Annotated in this window: 13 protein-coding genes; 5 read left to right on the forward strand and 8 right to left on the reverse strand. The window is 66.1% G+C overall.

What is annotated here, in order from left to right; all coding sequences use genetic code 11:
• From ACFFGH_RS02190 to ACFFGH_RS02200, 3 genes are all read right to left on the reverse strand, one after another.
• Positions 1-1242, reverse strand: a complete 1242-nt coding sequence (locus ACFFGH_RS02190; protein WP_386664419.1) for an efflux RND transporter periplasmic adaptor subunit — start codon at positions 1240-1242, stop codon at positions 1-3.
• A 137-nt stretch (positions 1243-1379) separates the two neighbouring features.
• A complete protein-coding gene (locus ACFFGH_RS02195) occupies positions 1380-2759 on the reverse strand; it encodes a leucyl aminopeptidase family protein (RefSeq protein ID WP_386664420.1) in 1380 nt (459 codons plus the stop codon).
• The gene (locus ACFFGH_RS02200; protein WP_386664421.1) at positions 2756-3487 is read right to left on the reverse strand and encodes an HAD family hydrolase; all 732 of its coding nucleotides are present in this window, start codon (positions 3485-3487) and stop codon (positions 2756-2758) included. The genes ACFFGH_RS02195 and ACFFGH_RS02200 overlap by 4 nt, the downstream gene beginning before the upstream one ends.
• Before the next feature lie 174 nt (positions 3488-3661).
• Between ACFFGH_RS02200 and ACFFGH_RS02205 the strand changes: the two genes are divergently transcribed.
• Positions 3662-5650, forward strand: a complete 1989-nt coding sequence (locus ACFFGH_RS02205; protein ID WP_386664423.1) for an alpha/beta hydrolase family protein — start codon at positions 3662-3664, stop codon at positions 5648-5650.
• 109 nt (positions 5651-5759) lie between these two features.
• On the opposite strand, the gene ACFFGH_RS02210 is transcribed toward ACFFGH_RS02205, so the two are convergent.
• From ACFFGH_RS02210 to ACFFGH_RS02230, 5 genes are read right to left on the reverse strand one after another with little or no spacing between them, the layout of a single operon-like run.
• Positions 5760-6899: an AI-2E family transporter gene (locus ACFFGH_RS02210; protein WP_386664425.1), complete on the reverse strand. Its 1140-nt coding sequence runs from the start codon at positions 6897-6899 to the stop codon at positions 5760-5762.
• A complete protein-coding gene (locus ACFFGH_RS02215) occupies positions 6896-7375 on the reverse strand; it encodes a hypothetical protein (protein WP_386664426.1) in 480 nt (159 codons plus the stop codon). The genes ACFFGH_RS02210 and ACFFGH_RS02215 overlap by 4 nt, the downstream gene beginning before the upstream one ends.
• Positions 7372-7917 carry a phage holin family protein gene (locus ACFFGH_RS02220; RefSeq protein WP_386664428.1) on the reverse strand — a complete coding sequence of 182 codons (546 nt, stop codon included), beginning with the start codon at positions 7915-7917 and terminating at the stop codon, positions 7372-7374. The genes ACFFGH_RS02215 and ACFFGH_RS02220 overlap by 4 nt, the downstream gene beginning before the upstream one ends.
• A gap of 8 nt (positions 7918-7925) precedes the next feature.
• Positions 7926-8285 carry a hypothetical protein gene (locus tag ACFFGH_RS02225; protein WP_386664429.1) on the reverse strand — a complete coding sequence of 120 codons (360 nt, stop codon included), beginning with the start codon at positions 8283-8285 and terminating at the stop codon, positions 7926-7928.
• Between the two features lie 20 nt (positions 8286-8305).
• Positions 8306-9742, reverse strand: a complete 1437-nt coding sequence (locus ACFFGH_RS02230) for a Do family serine endopeptidase (protein ID WP_386664430.1) — start codon at positions 9740-9742, stop codon at positions 8306-8308.
• A 546-nt stretch (positions 9743-10288) separates the two neighbouring features.
• Between ACFFGH_RS02230 and ACFFGH_RS02235 the strand changes: the two genes are divergently transcribed.
• From ACFFGH_RS02235 to ACFFGH_RS02250, 4 genes are all read left to right on the forward strand, one after another.
• A complete protein-coding gene (locus tag ACFFGH_RS02235) occupies positions 10289-12439 on the forward strand; it encodes an adenosylcobalamin-dependent ribonucleoside-diphosphate reductase (protein WP_386664432.1) in 2151 nt (716 codons plus the stop codon).
• 242 nt (positions 12440-12681) lie between these two features.
• A complete protein-coding gene (locus tag ACFFGH_RS02240) occupies positions 12682-14034 on the forward strand; it encodes a histone H1-like repetitive region-containing protein (RefSeq protein ID WP_386664434.1) in 1353 nt (450 codons plus the stop codon).
• 141 nt (positions 14035-14175) lie between these two features.
• Positions 14176-14976: a TSCPD domain-containing protein gene (locus ACFFGH_RS02245; RefSeq protein ID WP_386664436.1), complete on the forward strand. Its 801-nt coding sequence runs from the start codon at positions 14176-14178 to the stop codon at positions 14974-14976.
• 78 nt (positions 14977-15054) lie between these two features.
• Positions 15055-16848, forward strand: coding sequence for an ATP-binding protein (locus tag ACFFGH_RS02250; protein WP_386664438.1), 1794 nt, complete (start codon positions 15055-15057; stop codon positions 16846-16848).
• The last annotated feature ends 129 nt before the right edge of the window (positions 16849-16977 follow it).

A 16977-nucleotide genomic window follows, 5' to 3' on the forward strand; every position in this document is an offset into this window, starting at 1 on the left:
CTAGCGCTTCGCTTCGGCGTCGGTCGCCACGCGCTGGCCGTCGCGCACGGTCGCAGGATCGAGCACGACCTTTACGCCAGGCTCCAGGCCCGCGCTCACGCGGCGGTCCGCATCGCGCGTTTCGGCGAGCTGCACCTCGCGCCGCTGCGCCTTGCCGTCGACCACGACGAACACGTGGCCGGTCTTCGCATCGGCCGCGTCCACGCCTTCGGGCAGCGCGATCGCGCGGCTCGGAATCCAGCTGCCGGTCGGCTTCGGTGCATCGGCCGCGTTCTTTTCGAGAAAGCTCACGCGCACGCCCATGTCCGGCACGATGCGCGGGTCTTTTTCCTTCAGTGCGATGCGTACCTTGACCGTCGCCTTGCTTCGGTCGGCGGTCGGGATGATCGCGATCACCTCGCCGGGAATGCGCCAGTCCGGATACGCGTTGAGCACGGCCTCGACCGGCATGCCGGGTTTGACGCGGCCGATGTAGGCCTCGTTGACGTCGACCTGCACCTCGAGCGAATCCATGTCGACGATCGTGCCGATGCCGGTGCGCGTGAAGCCGCCGCCGGCGCTGATCGGCGAAACGATCTCGCCCGGCTGCGCGGCCTTGGCGGTGATCACGCCGGCGAACGGCGCGCGCACGACGGTGTTGTCGACGCCGATGCGCGCGACGTCGAGCTGCCGGCCCGCAACCGCGGCATTGCGCTCGATCGCGGCGCGCTGTGCGCGCAACCCATCGCGCTGCGCGATCGCCTGTTCGTACTGCGCGCGTGAGACGAGCTTCTGCTCGACGAGTTCGCCAAGCCGGCGCTCCTGCGATTCGGCCTCGCGCAGCTGCGCCTGCACCTGGCCGATCTGGCTGCGCGCGGCGGCGACCTGCGCGGTGGCAAGGTCCTGCTGCGCGCTCGCATCGATCGGGTCCAGCGTCGCGAGGATCTCGCCCTCGGCGACCTTCTGGCCTTCCTCGATGCGCACTTCGCGCACCTTGCCGGTGATCTTCGACGACACGGTCGCGATGCGGCGCGGCACGATGTAGCCCGACGCATCGAGCACCGAGGCATTCGCCGGGTCGGCCGCGTCACGCGCGCTCGTCGTTTCGACCGTCACCGGACGGTTCATGCCGAACACGACGAACGCGCCGATCAGCACGACCGCGAGCGCGACGAGGAAGGGCCACTTGCGGCGTCGCGGCTTCGTCGCGTCCCTGCGGCGGTCGATCTTCAGTTCCTTCAGCAGGTCAGCCGGTGCCGTCATCGTCCTCGTCCGTCGCAAACCGGCACGTAGTGTGACCGGGGCCGCGGGCCGGCGTCATCGTGCCGGACGTCATTGCATGCAGCTGCCGTCGCCCACTGGACCACGCGCGGCGCACCGGCACCACGCATTGCAGGCGGTCAGGCTGCGCCGTAGCGCGCCTCGAGCATCGCGAACGCAGCGCGCAGCGCCTGCGCCTCGCCGCCGGCGGGTCGCCCCGGGCGGTCGGCATCGTTCCAGCTGTAGACGTCCAGGTGCGCCCACGGCGTCTGCGCCGGCACGAAGCGCTCCAGGTACAGGGCTGCGGTAATGCTGCCGCCCATCTTCGACGGGCCGGAGTTCGCGATGTCGGCGATGCCGCTTGCGAGGTAGCGCCAGTACGGACGCCACAACGGCATGCGCCACAGCGGATCGCGCAGCTGCGTGCCGGCGTCCAGCCACGCCTGCGCCAGCGCGTCGTCGTTGCTGTACAGCGCCGGCAGGTCCGGGCCGAGTGCGATGCGCGCCGCGCCGGTCAGCGTGGCGAAGTCGAGGATCAGCTCCGGCTGCAGCTCGCCCGCATAGGTCAGCGCATCGGCGAGGATCACGCGGCCTTCGGCGTCGGTGTTGTCGATCTCGACGCTGATGCCGGCACGCGTGGCGATTACCTCACCTGGCCGCAGTGCATCGGGCCCGATCGCGTTCTCGACCGCGGGCACGAGCAGCGTGAGCCGCACCGGCAGGCGCCGCGTCATGATCAGCTCGGCCAGCGCGATCGCATGCGCGGCGCCGCCCATGTCTTTCTTCATGTTGCGCATGCCGTCGGCCGGCTTGATGTCCAGCCCGCCGGTGTCGAAGCACACGCCCTTGCCGACCAGCGCAACGTGCGGGTGCTCCGGGTTACCCCAGTACAGCGCGATCAGCCGCGGCGCGCGGTGCGAGGCGCGACCCACGGCATGGATCGACGGGAAGTTCTGCGTCAGCAGGTCTTCGCCGCTGACGACCTCGATGCGTGCACCGTGCCGCTCGCACAGCTCGCACACCACCTGCTCGAGCTGGTCCGGGCCCATGTGCTCGGTCGGCGTGTTGACGAGGTCGCGCACGCGGATGCAGGCGGCCAGTTCGGCGAACACTGCCGACGCGTCGTCTTCAATTACCAGCTGCGCCGGCGTGCGCAGCGGCGCCTTGTAGCGGCTGAAGCGGTAGCTGCCCAGTCCCCAGCCCAGCTGCACGGCCGCCAGCGGCGCGGCATCGAACCGGCCTGCCAGCCGCCACGCGCGCGGCGGCAGCGCAAGCGGCGCATGGGCGTACGCGAACGGGTCGAGTGCATCGGCCACTCCGATCACCGCCGCGGCTGCGCGACCGTCCGCATCCGGAATCACCAGCGCGCTGGACGGCGCACCGTCGAAGCCGTGCGCATCCAACCAGGCGCCCGTGGTGGCCGGCTGGGTGTCGCGCCACTGCGCAAAGCCCGCGCGATCGACGATGTGCAGCGGCAGTGCATCGGAGGAAGAGTCGGTGAAGCCCAGCGGCAGGTTCATGCGTTCGCGGCATCCGGCAGTTGGGCCGCATCCAGCCAGTCGGCCAGCGCGGCGAGGGTGGGGAATTCGAGGTCGGGTCGTACGTCGTCACGTGGCCAGCGACGCACCGGGTCCGCATGCTCGACGCGGTTGATCCAGCACGTGCGCAGCCCGGCGCGATGCGCGCCGACGACGTCCGTTTCGATGTCGTCACCGACATGCAGCACCTGCGCAGGCTCGCACTGCAGGCGTGCACACGCGGCGAGGAAGATGCTCGGGTCGGGCTTCGCGCATCCGTGCTCGCGCGCGCCGAGCTGGAAGCGGAACAGCGGCATCAACCCGATCCGCGTCAGGCAGGCATTGCCGTTGCTCAACGCCGCCAGCGGTACACGTGCGGCCATGCGCTCCAGCGCGTCGACGCTGTCGGCGTAATGCTCGACCTCGCAGCGCGCGGCGAAGTACGCCTCGAACGCCGCATCGACCAGCCCGACGTCATCACCGGCCTCGCGCAGCATGCGTTCGAGCGTGATCAGCCGCTGGCGGGTGAAGTCATGCGACAGGTGCGGATGCTCGGCATCGACCTGCTCACGCAGCACGCGCCGCGCCTCCATCGGCCAGCGCGCAGCCGTGCGCGGTGCGTGCTCACGCAGCCAGGCATCGAGCGCAGCCTCGGCGCGGACGATCGACGGCACGACCGGCCAGATCGTGTCATCGAGGTCGAGGGTGATCGCACGGATGGGGAACGTCATGCGCTGATTCTACCGACGCGGTCCGGATCGGATGTCCACGGGTTGCCCGCGTCGGCCCGCAGGCCGCCGCAACGGCTTCAGCCGGTCCGTTCAGGCAACCCGCGAGCCGGCTGCTGCACCGTTTCGACAAGCCCTTCACAATGCGCACTGGCTCGACCATTCAAGGACCGCGTTGTGCTCAGGAAGATCGTTCTAGCCGCTGCCATCGGCAGCATCTGCGCCCCGTCGCTGGCGCAGGAAGCGTCGCCCCGCAAGCTCGAGACCTCGGGCGCGCTGTTCGGGGTACGCCCGTCGGTCGAGGACATCGACCTGTCACCCGACGGCAAGCGCATCGTCTACGTGACGCCGGGCCGGGGCCGCACCAGTGTTGCGTTCGTCGCCGAACTGGACGGCTCGAAGCAGCAGGCTGCGCTCGAAGTCGACGGCAACCCGGAGCGGCTGCGCTGGTGCAAGTTCGTCACCGACCAGCGCCTGGTCTGCAATATCTCGGGCCAGGCGGACGCCGGCGGCGTGCTGGTGCCGTTCTCGCGTCTGCTCGCGCTCAACATCGACGGCAGCAATCAGAAGCCGTTAGGTCAGCGAACCAGCCAGTTCGACGCGAGATTGCGCCAGTTCGACGGCGATATCCTCGACTGGATGCCAGCGAGCGGCGGGTCGGTATTGATGGCACGCGACTACGTTCCAGAACGCGGCAAGATGAACACGAACGTGCAGCGCCGGAAGGACGGGCTGGGTATCGACCGCATCGACACACTTACGATGGCGGTCAAGCCCGTGGAATCCCCGCGCAAGGACGTGGACTCCTTCATGACCGATGGCCGCGGCGTCGTGCGCATGAAGAGCTTCGTGCCGGTCCGCGGCGCCACCGGCAAGCTCGATGCCCGCACCGTGTTCTCGTACCGGCTGCCGGGCTCGACGGAGTGGCAGCCGTTCTCGACCTGGGATGAAAGCGAAACGGGCATGTTCCCGGTCGCGATCGAAGCCGACACCAACTCGGCGTACGCGCTCAAGAAGCTGGACGGGCGGCTCGCGCTCTACCGGGTCAAACTCGACGGATCGCTCGCAGCCGAACTGGTCCACGCCCATCCGAAGGTCGACGTCGACGGTGTCGTGCGGATCGCAAACGGCGAACGGGTCATCGGCGTGACGTTTGCCGATGAAATGCGTGAGACCGTGTATTTCGATCCCGAATACAAGCGCCTTGCCGCGTCGTGGGGCAAGGCGCTGCCGAAGCTGCCGATCATCAATTTCGTCGGCGCATCGAGCGGCACCGCGAAGCTCCTGGTGCGCGCTGGCAGCGACTCCGACCCCGGGCGTTACTACGTCTACGACCGCGCCAGCCGGTCCCTCAACGAGGTCATGCTGGAACGGCCGACGCTCGAAGGCGTGCAGCTTGCGAACGTCAAGCCGATCACCTATCCGGCTGCGGACGGCACGGCGGTGCCGGCGTACCTGACCCTGCCTCCGGGCAAGGAAACCGCCCGCGGGCTGCCCGCCGTCGTGCTGCCGCATGGCGGCCCGTCCGCACGTGACGAATGGGGCTTCGACTGGCTCGCGCAGTACTTCGCACACGAAGGCTACGCGGTGATCCAGCCGAACTACCGCGGTTCGGCCGGCTACGGCGACGACTGGCTGCAGGAGAACGGTTTCAAGAGCTGGCGCACGTCGATCGGCGACGTCAATGCGGCGGGTCGCTGGCTGGTGTCCGAAGGCATTGCGGACCCGGCGAGGCTCGCGATCGTCGGCTGGTCGTACGGTGGCTACGCTGCACTGCAGTCGGCCGTCGTCGAGCCGGAGCTGTTCAAGGCGATCGTGGCGATCGCGCCGGTAACCGATCTCGAGATGGTCAAGAGCGATGCGCGCGATTACACCAACTCGCACAACGTCTCCGAATACATCGGCAGCGGTCCGCACGTCACCGAGGGCTCGCCCTTGCAGAACGCCGGTCGCTTCAAGGCGCCGGTGCTGATGTTCCATGGCGACCTGGACCTCAATGTCCGCGTTCGCCATGCGCGCGCGATGGATGCGAAGCTGAAGTCGGAAGGCAAGGCAAGCGAGCTCGTGGTCTACGAAGGACTCGAGCACCAGCTCGCCGACTCGAACGCCCGCGCGCTGATGCTCGATCGCATCGGCGGCTTCCTGAAGGCGAACCTGCAGAAGTAGTCGCGACGCGATGAACCCGGTCGGGCCGCCGCGGCATGGCGGCGGCCCGATCCGCATCCGGCACAGCGGCCGGAGCGCCGGATGCCCGTCGGGCGTCCCGCAAGGCGGCCTACTCCAGCAGCCGCGCCCACCCTTCCATGCCTTCCACGCGTGCGAGCACCAGCTTCACGCAGACCAGCAGCGGCACGGCCAGCAGCAGGCCGATGATGCCCCACAGCCAGCCGAACACCATCAGCGCCAGGATCAGCACCAGCGGCGACAGCCGCATGCGGCGGCCGAGGATGATCGGCGTGATGATCTGGCCTTCGAGCGTGTGCAGCACCAGGTAAATGCCGGCCGGCATCAGCGACTGCCAGAGCTCGTCGAACGTCACGAAGCCCATCAGCAGCATCGTCAGGATGCCGATCAGCGGCCCGACATACGGCGCGAAATTCAGCAGCGCCGCCATCGTGCCCCACAGCAGGGCGTCCTGCGCGGGCAGCTTCAGCAGCAGGTGCAAAATGCCGGCGAACACCAGGCCGACCACCGCGTTGATCACGCTGATCGTCAGCACGTAGCGCGAGATCTCGCGTTCGATCGACTGCAGGATCTCGACGGTGAGCTTTTTCTGCTGGCGCGTTGGTAATAGGGCGACGACGTTCCGCTGCAGGTTCTGCCCGTACACCATGAAGAAGAACGTCAGCAGCACCACCGCGAGCACCGATGCGAGCAGCTTCGGCGTTGCGCGCAGCATGCGGTAGGGGTCGTTCGCTTCGGCCTGCACGACCTGTACCGTGCGTCCGCCGGCTTCGCCGCCTGCCGCGCGCGCGATGTTCTGCGCGGCCTTGTTCGCGTCCTGCATCGGCTTGGCCAGGTCGCGCAGCTTCGGCGCGAGCCTGCGCATCTCGCGCGGCACGTCGCGCACCCACTCGGCCGCCGGGTGCACCAGCTGCTCGCCAAGCGTGTACGTGCACGCGATGCCGGCCCACAGCACCAGCACCGCGCCGAGAAAGCGCGGCACCAGCAGCCGCTGCAGGCCACGGATGATCGGGTTGCCGACCAGCGCGAAGAAACCCGCCAGCAGCACCGGCAGGAACAGATCCTGGGCCGCCCACAGCACTGCACCGACCGCGATCGTCGCGATCACGACGCCCGCAGCCGACGAACGCGGCCGCGGCGCATGTGCAGACGCGTGCGCCAGCTGTGCGTGGTCGATATCGACCGGGTGATGACCGGGCGGCGGCGCGGAAGGTGGGGGCGCCGCGCTCATCGGCGCGACGCTTCGGCAGCGGACGACGTGGCCCGCGCCGATGCGGCCGCAGCGCTGGCGACATCCTCGGCCGATTCGGCCGCGTGTTCGGCTTCGCTTGCGGCCATCTGTGCGTTCACGCCCGCGATCAGGCTGGACACCGTCGACAGCATGCGCAGGAAACCGCCGCCGTTCGCGAGGACGCGTCCGGGCTGGAGGCGCCCGAACAGAAAACCGCCTGTGACACCCGCCACCAGAATGCGCACCGGCGTCCAGCCCGCACGCCAGGTTGCATGCAGCTGGCGCCAGTCGGCGGCCACGGCGCGCTCGCTTGCTTCGAGCGCATCTTCGGCCTGTTCGACCTTTTTGATCAGCTGCTCGAAGTTCCTCACCGAATGGGCGGTGTGCTTCGCCGTGCGGCGGTTTGCGGACAGCGTCGGGTCCGCCGACCTGGCGGCTGCCTGCTGTTCGGTGTCGGACGTGTTCGGCGAACTCATGGCGGGGTCAGGTCGATCCCGCGTTCGTCCTTCGCGGGCGGGTTTTCCGCCAGGCGATCGCTCGCCGCGCGGGTCGATTCGGGCGAGCCGGGGTCGGGCATGTAATCGGCCAACTCGCCGAAGCCCAGGCGCGCCAGCTGGCGTCGCGTGGCGCGCAGGCGGGTGTGTTCGAAGTAGTACAGCGTGCGCCACGCCGCATACGCGGTGACTGCCAGGCTCAGCGTGGCGGTCGACAGCAGTGCGACCGACCACGGCCAGTCGAGATGGCGGACCAGCGCGACGATCAGCGCGGTCATCAGCAACAGCCAGGCCGAGCCGCCGAATACGATCGCGATCGCGATGAACGCGACCGCCCGGCCGATCGCACTGCGTGCAAGTGCGACATCGGCCGAGACCAGGGTCCGCAGCGCCTTGGATGCATCGCGCGCGGACGCGGCGCCGGACCGGCCGGCGTCGCGCAGTTCGCGCAGCGATTCAAGCAGGCCCGGCGCGCGGCCACGCGCACCCGGCGTGGACTCCCCAGGTTCCCCCGTTGCGTGCACGGCGGTGATTATTTGCTGCTGCGACCGAGCTTGGAGATCAGCCAGCCGGCTGCGAACGCAACGCCGAACGATGCAAGCGGACGCTCGCGAACGAGTTCGGCGGCGGCGTCGGCAAATTCGCGGCCCTTGTCCATCAGCTCGTCGAACTGCTCGCCTGCCAGCTGCGTCGCGCGCTCACCGGCGGCCAGGCCGGCCAGTGCCCCATCGGCGAGATCGGCCTTGACCGCTGCCTTGCCGAGGCGAAGCTCCTCACCCGCCGCACTGGCTGCATTGCGCACGGCAGCACTGGCATCGACCGCAGCCTGTTTCAGTTGCGTGCCGCATTCGCCAAGGTTGGTCATGACCGGATCGGTCGAGGTGGGGCTCATGGGTGGTCTCCTGGAGCGGGTTATTGCACCGGCACCAAGTATGGCCGGTTGCCGCGCACGATGCGCAGAATCAACTGTGCAGGAGCTTGCGTGAAGTTGGCGCGGAAACCGGCGAGATCCGCGAAGCGACCGCTGCTCGCCTCGATGACCACGTCACCGGCCTGCAGCCCGTTGCGCGCCGCACGGCTGCCGCGCGCGACCGATTCGATCAGCACGCCCGACAGGCCGCCCTGGCGCAGTCGCTCGGGCAGCTCGGCGAACGTCGCACCCGCCAGGCGCGGATCGATCTCCGCGCCCGCGGTCGAACGCGGCTGTTCGCGCAGCGTCGCGGTCAGTTGCAGCGGACGGCCTTCGCGCACGACATCAAGGCGCACCGCCCGACCGATACCCTGCAGGCCTTCGAAGTTGCGCAATGCATCGGGCGTGTCGATGCGCTGGCCGTTCGCACCGACGATCACGTCGCCGACTTCGAGCCCGGCCGCCTGCGCGGCGCTGCCGGCATATACACGCGTCACCACTGCACCGCGCGGGTCGGTGACGCCGAGCGCCTTCGCGAGCTGCGGATCGACGTGCTGCGATTCCAGGCCCAGCGTGCCGCGGCGCACTTCGCCGGTGGCGACGATCTGCCGCATCACGTCGTTCGCGAGATTGGACGGAATCGCAAAACCCAGGCCGATGTTGCCAGCCGCCGAGCCGCGCGGGTTGAAGCTCGCCGTGTTGATGCCAATCAGCTGGCCATTGAGGTTCACCAGCGCGCCACCCGAGTTGCCCGGATTGATCGACGCATCGGTCTGGATGAAGTTCTGGTAGCCCAGCCCGCGCAGGCCGCTGCGGCCGACCGCCGACACGATGCCAGAGGTCACCGTCTGGCCGATGCCGAACGGATTGCCGACCGCGACGACGAAATCACCGACCTGCAGCGCGGTCGAATCGGCCAGCGGCACCGCGGTGAGGTTCTGCGGCCGGATCTTCATCACCGCGATGTCGGTGTCCGGGTCGGAGCCGACGAACGCGGCCTGCAGCGTGCGGCCGTCGCTGAGCGTGACCGACACTTCCTCCGCGCCTTCGACCACGTGGTGGTTCGTCAGCACCAGCCCCTGCGCCGCATCGACGATCACGCCCGAGCCGAGCGATTCGTTGATGCGCTCCTGCGTGAGCTCGGGATACAGACGACGGAAGAACGGGTCGTTGCCGAACGGGCTGACGCGGATGCGCTGCTTGGTGTGCACGCTGACGACGGCCGGCGTGACGCGCGCCAGCATCGGCGCGAGCGACGGCAGCGGCTGGCCGGCCACCGAGGGCGGCAACGCGGCCACGGTCGGCTGCAGTGCGGCGGCGGCCGGTGCGGCCTGCGCAGGCGACGGCGCCTCGCGCAGCGCGGTGGCGAAGAAGCCGCCGAACGCGGCGGCCAGCGACAGGGCGAGCAGGGTCTTGGCGGGCGGATTCGGGCGGGGCATGCGGAAACGGTCCGGGTCGACGGTCAGTGAAGGCGATGTCGCGGCGCTTGCGGCTGGATTCAAGTCGACGCCAGCGCGCGCGGCTGTGGGCGCAGTCTCGACCGTGGCTCCGAAACCGTCGATGAAGCCGTCCCGGGCGAATTTTTCGCAGGCCGCGCACGAGGCCCGCGGGGCGCGGCGCGCAGCGTTTTTCAAGGGGGGCGGACGGGTGGTTCGACCGCAATTTCGGCGTTGACTTCGACCCGGGCCGCGCGTAGTTTTGCCCGCTCACGCAGGCACTACATATTGTGGCTGTAGGGTTGCAGAACCCAACCAAGGGGGGTTGTGTTCCGCAATGAGGATCGACGCGCGCCATGCAGAATCCACTCATTCCAGTGCTTCGGCGCACGTCCAGCCCCGTTGTTTTCATCGCGCGCGCAGCCGTTGCCGGCTACGCGGTCCATGCCATGGCCGGCCGCTGCCGGCCGGCGGCACGGGCCTAGGCGCATTCACTTTCAGAACGAGGCCGCGGGTTCACCCTGCGGTCGACAGGAGTCAGGGCAAAGCATGAGCACGGTGCGTCTCGAGATGGTCAAGACCCAGCCCCTGCGGGAAATTCCGATGCAACCGGCCTCGCTGGACATCTGGGACAAGAAATACCGGCTCAAAACGAAGACCGGGGAGGCGATCGACGCCGATATCGACGCGACCTACCAGCGCGTCGCGAAAGCGCTCGCCGAAGCCGAGCCGACGGCCGAGAAGCAGCAGTACTGGATGGAGCGCTTCACCTGGGCGCTGCGCCGCGGTGCGATTCCCGCTGGCCGCATCACGTCCAATGCCGGCGCGCTCGAGCACAAGCCCGCCACTTCGACGATCAACTGCACGGTGAGCGGCACCATCGAGGACTCGATGGACGGCATCCTCGAGAAGGTCCACGAAGCGGGCCTGACGCTGAAGGCCGGCTGCGGCATCGGCTATGAGTTCTCGACGCTACGTCCGCGCGGCGCGTTCGTCGCCGGCGCCGGCGCGTACACGTCCGGCCCAATGTCGTTCATGGATATCTACGACAAGATGTGCTTCACCGTCTCGTCGGCTGGCGGCCGCCGTGGCGCGCAGATGGGCACGTTCGACGTCAGCCATCCGGACGTGAAGGACTTCATCCGCGCCAAGCGCGAAGACGGCCGGCTGCGCCAGTTCAACCTCTCGCTGCTGATCACCGACGGCTTCATGGACGCGGTCGCCACCGACGCCGACTGGCCGCTCGTGTTCCCGGTCAACATCAAGGAAAAGGGCGACCTCGACCTCGACAACGCCGAGCAGGTCGTCTGGCGCGAATGGCCGACGCACCGCAACTACGTCACCCGTGACGACGGGCTGGTCGCCTGCAAGATCTACGGCCACATCAAGGCGCGGCACCTGTGGGACATGATCATGGTCTCGACGTATGACTACGCCGAGCCGGGGTTCATCCTGATCGACCGCGTCAACGAGATGAACAACAACTGGTGGTGCGAGACGATCCGCGCGACCAACCCCTGCGGCGAGCAGCCGCTGCCGCCGTACGGCGCCTGCCTGCTGGGCTCGGTCAACCTCACCAAGTTCGTGCGCAACCCGTTCACCGAACAGGCCACGTTCGACTGGGAGGAATACAAGGAAGTCGTGCGCGTGTTCACGCGCATGCTCGACAACGTGGTCGAGGTCAACGGCCTGCCGCTGGAGCAGCAGCGCGCCGAGATCATGCGCAAGCGCCGCCACGGCATGGGCTTCCTGGGCCTGGGCAGCACGGTGACGATGCTGCGCATGAAGTATGGCAGCCAGGAGTCGTGCGAGTTCACCGAGCGCATTGCGCGCGAGATGGCCGTCGCCGGCTGGGAAATGGGCCTGTCGCTCGCCAAGGAAAAGGGCCCGGCCCCGATCATGGAAGAGCGCTTCGCCGTGACCGCCGAAATGCTGCGCAAGCGCCCCGAGATGGCGGCCGATGGCTGGCAGGTCGGGCAGGAGATCGAAGGCAAGGTGCTGCACGCGAAGTACAGCCGCTACATGCAGCGCGTCGCCGAAGTCGCGCCCGAACTCGTCGAGGAACTGGCCGAGACCGGTGCGCGCTTCACCCACCACAGCTCCATCGCGCCGACCGGCACGATCTCGCTGTCGCTCGCCAACAACGCCTCCAACGGCATCGAGCCGAGCTTCGCGCATCACTACAGCCGCAACGTGATCCGCGAAGGCAAGAAGTCGAAGGAAAAGGTCGACGTCTGGTCGTTCGAGCTGCTCGCCTACCGCGAACTCGTCAATGCCAAGGCGATGCCGTTCGCCGAGGCCCCCGACGCGCAGCTGCCCGACTACTTCATCGCCGCCGATGACATCACGCCGAAGGAGCACGTCGACGTGCAGGCCGCGGCGCAGAAGTGGGTCGACAGCTCGATCTCCAAGACCGCGAACGTCCCGACCGACTACCCGTACGAGGACTTCAAGGACATCTACCGCTACGCGCACGAGCAGGGGCTGAAGGGCTGCACCACGTTCCGCTTCAACCCCGCCGCGTTCCAGGGCGTGCTGGTCAAGGAGACCGACCTCGAGAACACGATGTACCGCTTCGAGCTCGAGGACGGCAGCGTGGTCGAGGTCAAGGGCAACGAGCAGATCGAATACGACGGCGAGATGCACACTGCCGCGAACCTGTTCGATGCGCTCAAGGAAGGCTATTACGGCAAGTTCTGATCGGGCGCCCGATCAGCCGCTGACCCCGGAAACCCGCAGAAAACCGCGGGTTTTCGGAACCCAAGGCGGCAGCGGCACAGCGTCCGAATCGCTCCACGGCACCTCGCGCGGCCGGTTTTCCGCGCGGTTTCCCGCACTTTGTAGCGCGAGCTTTCACCGGCCATTGCCTGCAACGCGGGTATAGCATCGCCCGGTATCACCATTGACCTGCAGCACTCACTTTTCGCCCGCGAGGAGGGCACATGAGCAACGGGAATGGAGTCACGGCGACCTCGTCGCAGGCCGTCGAAACCGACAGCGAGACCGCAAGCAGCAGCGGCGAAGCGATCGTCGACACTGCCGGTAGCGCGGTGGCGACCGTGGTCGAGACGGCCGAAACCGCGATGACCGCGGTCATCGAAGCAGCCGACCAGGCCCGCCAGGCCGTCAGCGACGCCGTGGACGATGCCATGCGCCGCCTCGAGGATGTCAGCGCCCAGGCGCGCGAGCAGGCGCAGGCCGACGACGAGTCCGGCAGCGAGGAGGAATCCGGTAGCAGCCAGGCAGAGTCGGGCATCGACGACGAGCCGGGCATGGAGGACGACTCGGGCGACGAGCAGGAGTCGGGCGACGACGAGTCGCGCAACGACGGCGATGCGGGTGACGACGACACCGCGCCGACCGGCGCCGCTGCCGACGTCGCAGTCCCGGGCAAGGCTACGAGCAAGAAGGCCGTCGCCAAGAAAGCAGCAGGCAAGAAGGCCGCGGTGAAGAAAGCTGCCGGCACCCAGTCCGCAGCCAAGAAGACCGCCGGCACCGGCGGCGCGAAGAAAGCCGCTGCGAAGAAAACCGCGCAGCGCGCCGGCGCATCGGAGTCGGCATCGGTGACCAAGAAGGCCGCGGGCAAGAAGGCGGCCGCGAAGAAGGTCGCCGCCAAGAAGGCCCCTGGTAAGAAGACCGCCGGTAAGAAGGCGGCAGTCAAGAAGACTGCCGGCGCCAAGACCGCCAGCCGCAACACGGTCGGCAAGGCCGCCAGCCGCATGGCCGGCTCGTCCACCACCAAGAAGGCCGCAACGAAGAAGACCGCGACCAAGAAGGCTGCAAGCAAGAAGACCGCAGCGAAGAAGGTTGTCGGCAAATCCACCACCCGTAAGGCCGTCGGCAAGCAGGGCGTCGGCAAGAAGGCGGCTACCAAGAAGGTGGCAAGCAAGAAAGTTGCGAGCAAGAAGGTTGCGAGCAAGAAGGTCGCTAGCAAGAAGACCGTCGCCAAAAAGGCCGCAACCAAGAAGGCCGCAACCAAGAAGGCCGCAACCAAGAAGACCGCCGGTCGCAAGGCGGTCGGCAAGAAGGTCGCTGCCCGCAAGACGATCGTCAGCAAGCTGCCGACCAAGAAGGTCACCACCAAGCAGGCGATCTCGCGCAAGGCCGCCAAGTCGGCGCTGAAGAAGACCGTCGGCAAGACCGCGACCAAGAAGGCCGCCGGCAAGAAGGCCGCGAAGAAGACCTCGGCGGGCGTCCGCCCGGTCGGAACGCGCTCCGTCTCAACGCGTGGTGGCGTCCGCAGCGCAGGCCGCACGGCCGGTCGCACCGCAGCGAAGAACCCGGGCCGCGGCTGAGCCCACGCAACACGCCGGCCGCCGACCACGGCGGCCGGCGCATCGATCCACGCAGTACCGCAGTACCGCAGCACGCAAGAATTCCGCAGTACCCGGCACTACATCAGCGCAACCGCACCGCTCACGCACCAGGACCACTTCATGGCCGTCAAGATCGACAAGAAAATCAAGGGCTACGCCGTCGTCACGCCCGAGGACAAGGCGAAGGAGGCCGCCAAGGCCGAGCAGCCCGCGCCGCGCGCCGAACCCGAAGCCCGCCAGGCCGCCGAAGTGATCCACATGCACGAGCGCGTCGAGCGCCCCGACGTGCTGATCGGCTCGACCTACAAGATCAAGACGCCGCTGGTCGAGCACGCGATGTACGTCACGATCAACGACATCGTGCTCAACCCCGGCACCGAGCACGAGCTGCGCCGTCCGTTCGAGGTGTTCATCAACTCCAAGTCGATGGACCACTTCCAGTGGATCGTCGCGCTGACGCGCATCATGTCGGCCGTGTTCCGCAAGGGCGGCGACGTCACGTTCCTCGTCGACGAGATGAAGGCCGTGTTCGACCCGCGCGGCGGTTACTTCAAGGCCGGTGGCGTGTACATGCCGTCGCTGGTCGCCGAGATCGGCGCCGTCGTCGAAGACCACATGAAGTCGATCGGCCTGATCCACGACCCCGAGATGAGCCACGAGCAGCGCGCGCTGATCGCCGAAAAGCGCAAGCAGTACGACGCGCTGACCTCAAAAAAAAACTCTGACGTAAGCCAGCCGGCGGACCTGTTCCCGGAGCCGGCGGTGCATGCGCCCAAGCGCAGCGAGGACGTTGAAGTGACCGGCGAGGGCGCGAGCTTTCCGCCTTCCGCGGTGATGTGCCACAAGTGCAACCAGAAGTCCGTGGTGATCATGGACGGGTGCGCTACTTGTTTGAATTGTGGGTATAGCAAGTGCGGGTAATGGCACCGCAATGACGAATACAAGAGAGGGTCAGGCGAGTCCTGGCCCTTTTTCTTAGGCGCAGCCGGTAGAAAAGACATGGCGACCACCCGGGCTAGTTCGAAGCTGCCGCCAAAGGCGGCGAATTTTCAGGTTGATACGCGCCTCGCCGTGCTCCTAGGCGACAGTTATGCGTCAACAGAAAGAGCACTGAAAGAGCTTGTAGACAACGCCTGGGACGCGGACGCAGAAAACGTCTGGGTCACCTTTCCAAAAGCGATGACCAAGGAGCCAATCGTCATCCACGATGACGGCGCGGGAATGACCGAATCTGAGCTTCGCTACGAATACCTATTTATCGCGAACGACAGGCGCTCGAGGAAAGGCGAGACCACGCCCCAAAAGAAGCGCAAGGTGAAGGGACGGAAAGGCGTAGGTAAGTTCGCAGGCCTAATTGCCGCGCAGATGATGTCTGTTGTGACGCGCGTTCGCGGAACTGAAACGGCAATCGTTATTGACCGGAAGGTTCTACAGCAGGCCGGTCGCGAGATCGAAGCAGTGCCTATCGAGGTGTCAGTGCGCCCGTGCGAGCAAGGCAGCCACGGAACGACACTAACACTTAGCCAGCTTGACCAGAATTTGCACTTCCCGTCCGCGGACAAATTCCGCCAACTGCTTATGCGTGACTACGGGCGTGAAGAAGGGTTCTCGATCTACGTCGATGGAAAGCGCCTCGACTTGGCAGATGTCGGAGGCTCAGTAACAGAGTGCGTTCAGTCGATTGCGGACGTCGGAGAGGCGAAGTTGCGTTTCGCCGTTTCGGACGAGAAGGGTCGGCTCAAGGGCGCAGGAATAGTCATTCGCGTTAAAGGTCGAGTCGTTGGTAAACCAACATTTCTTGGTCTTGATCAAGCCGATGACTTTCCGAAATCCCTGCTCAGCCAAATTTATGGCGAGATTGAGGCTGATGGCCTTGAGAGCGACCTTACGGGTGACTTCGGCTCAATTATTGAAAACAGTAAAGCGTTTGAGTCCATAAGAAGCTGGGCAGAACCAATTTTACGCTTGCAGGTGACGAGCATTTATCGCCGGGAAATGCAGTTGGCAAAAGCCCGGCTTAAGCAGAAGATTGATCGTCGTTTGGCATCTCTCCCTGAGTACAAGCGTCAGTACGCAGAAGTGGCTTTAAGTAAAGTGCTGCACAAGTTCTACGGCGAGAGCGAGGATCGTCTAGAGCCGCTTGTCAATGTCGTTCTAGACGCCGTCGAGCAAGACGACTATCGCCTGATTCTAGAGAAAATAGACGAAGCAAAAGATCAGGATGTGACTGCCTTTGCCGAGGCATTGCAGCAGTTTGGTCTTGTAGACCTTGCGCACATTGCGGAGCAAGCCCGCAACAGGCTGCGTTTGCTGGACTTCTTAGATGAGCTTCGCTCTAAGCCTCAAACAGATGAGCTCGTAATGCATAAAGCTATCGAGCAAAATCTATGGCTGCTAGGAGAAGAATACGGCCTTCTTGCGTCGAACAAGACGTTTAAGAGCATCGCTGAGGATGTGGCAAGCAAGGTATACGCAGGAAAGCGTGCCACTGAGCGCCCTGATCTATTGCTTGCAGGTAACGTATCAAAGCAGCACGTATTGATCGAGCTTAAGAACCCGTCCATGACGCTCAGTTTTGAGCACTATCAACAGGCGACCCGATACCGTCACGAGTTGAGCTCGTACATATCCGGTCACATGAAGGTGTGGATCATTGGTGGTCGCCGAGGCGAAAACGCGCTGCCAGCGAGCCATGAGCCCGAGATCTATCTGTCAACGTTCGCCGAAGTTATCGCGAACGCCCGTCGACAAGTTGAATGGTTACTCGAACGACTTGCTGCGGCACCCGCGTGACGAAAGCCGGTCCGGTAACGGCGATAATGGGGTCACGGTTAAGCAAAGGGGTCAGGTTCATTTCTTAAGGGGAAAAGGGGTCAGGTTCATTTCTTTGGAGTTTGAACCAGCCCCTTTTGCTTTGGCGCA

This window comes from Lysobacter korlensis, from assembly GCF_042434515.1.

What these genes read in the sequence shown, in the direction of transcription:
- ACFFGH_RS02190 (WP_386664419.1), bottom strand. Translation starts at nt 1,242, where the DNA reads ATGACGGCACCGGCTGACCTGCTGAAGGAACTGAAGATCGACCGCCGC.
- ACFFGH_RS02195 (WP_386664420.1), bottom strand. Translation starts at nt 2,759, where the DNA reads ATGAACCTGCCGCTGGGCTTCACCGACTCTTCCTCCGATGCACTGCCG.
- ACFFGH_RS02200 (WP_386664421.1), bottom strand. Translation starts at nt 3,487, where the DNA reads ATGACGTTCCCCATCCGTGCGATCACCCTCGACCTCGATGACACGATC.
- ACFFGH_RS02210 (WP_386664425.1), bottom strand. Translation starts at nt 6,899, where the DNA reads ATGAGCGCGGCGCCCCCACCTTCCGCGCCGCCGCCCGGTCATCACCCG.
- ACFFGH_RS02215 (WP_386664426.1), bottom strand. Translation starts at nt 7,375, where the DNA reads ATGAGTTCGCCGAACACGTCCGACACCGAACAGCAGGCAGCCGCCAGG.
- ACFFGH_RS02225 (WP_386664429.1), bottom strand. Translation starts at nt 8,285, where the DNA reads ATGAGCCCCACCTCGACCGATCCGGTCATGACCAACCTTGGCGAATGC.
- ACFFGH_RS02230 (WP_386664430.1), bottom strand. Translation starts at nt 9,742, where the DNA reads ATGCCCCGCCCGAATCCGCCCGCCAAGACCCTGCTCGCCCTGTCGCTG.
- ACFFGH_RS02235 (WP_386664432.1), top strand. Translation starts at nt 10,289, where the DNA reads ATGAGCACGGTGCGTCTCGAGATGGTCAAGACCCAGCCCCTGCGGGAA.
- ACFFGH_RS02240 (WP_386664434.1), top strand. Translation starts at nt 12,682, where the DNA reads ATGAGCAACGGGAATGGAGTCACGGCGACCTCGTCGCAGGCCGTCGAA.
- ACFFGH_RS02245 (WP_386664436.1), top strand. Translation starts at nt 14,176, where the DNA reads ATGGCCGTCAAGATCGACAAGAAAATCAAGGGCTACGCCGTCGTCACG.
- ACFFGH_RS02250 (WP_386664438.1), top strand. Translation starts at nt 15,055, where the DNA reads ATGGCGACCACCCGGGCTAGTTCGAAGCTGCCGCCAAAGGCGGCGAAT.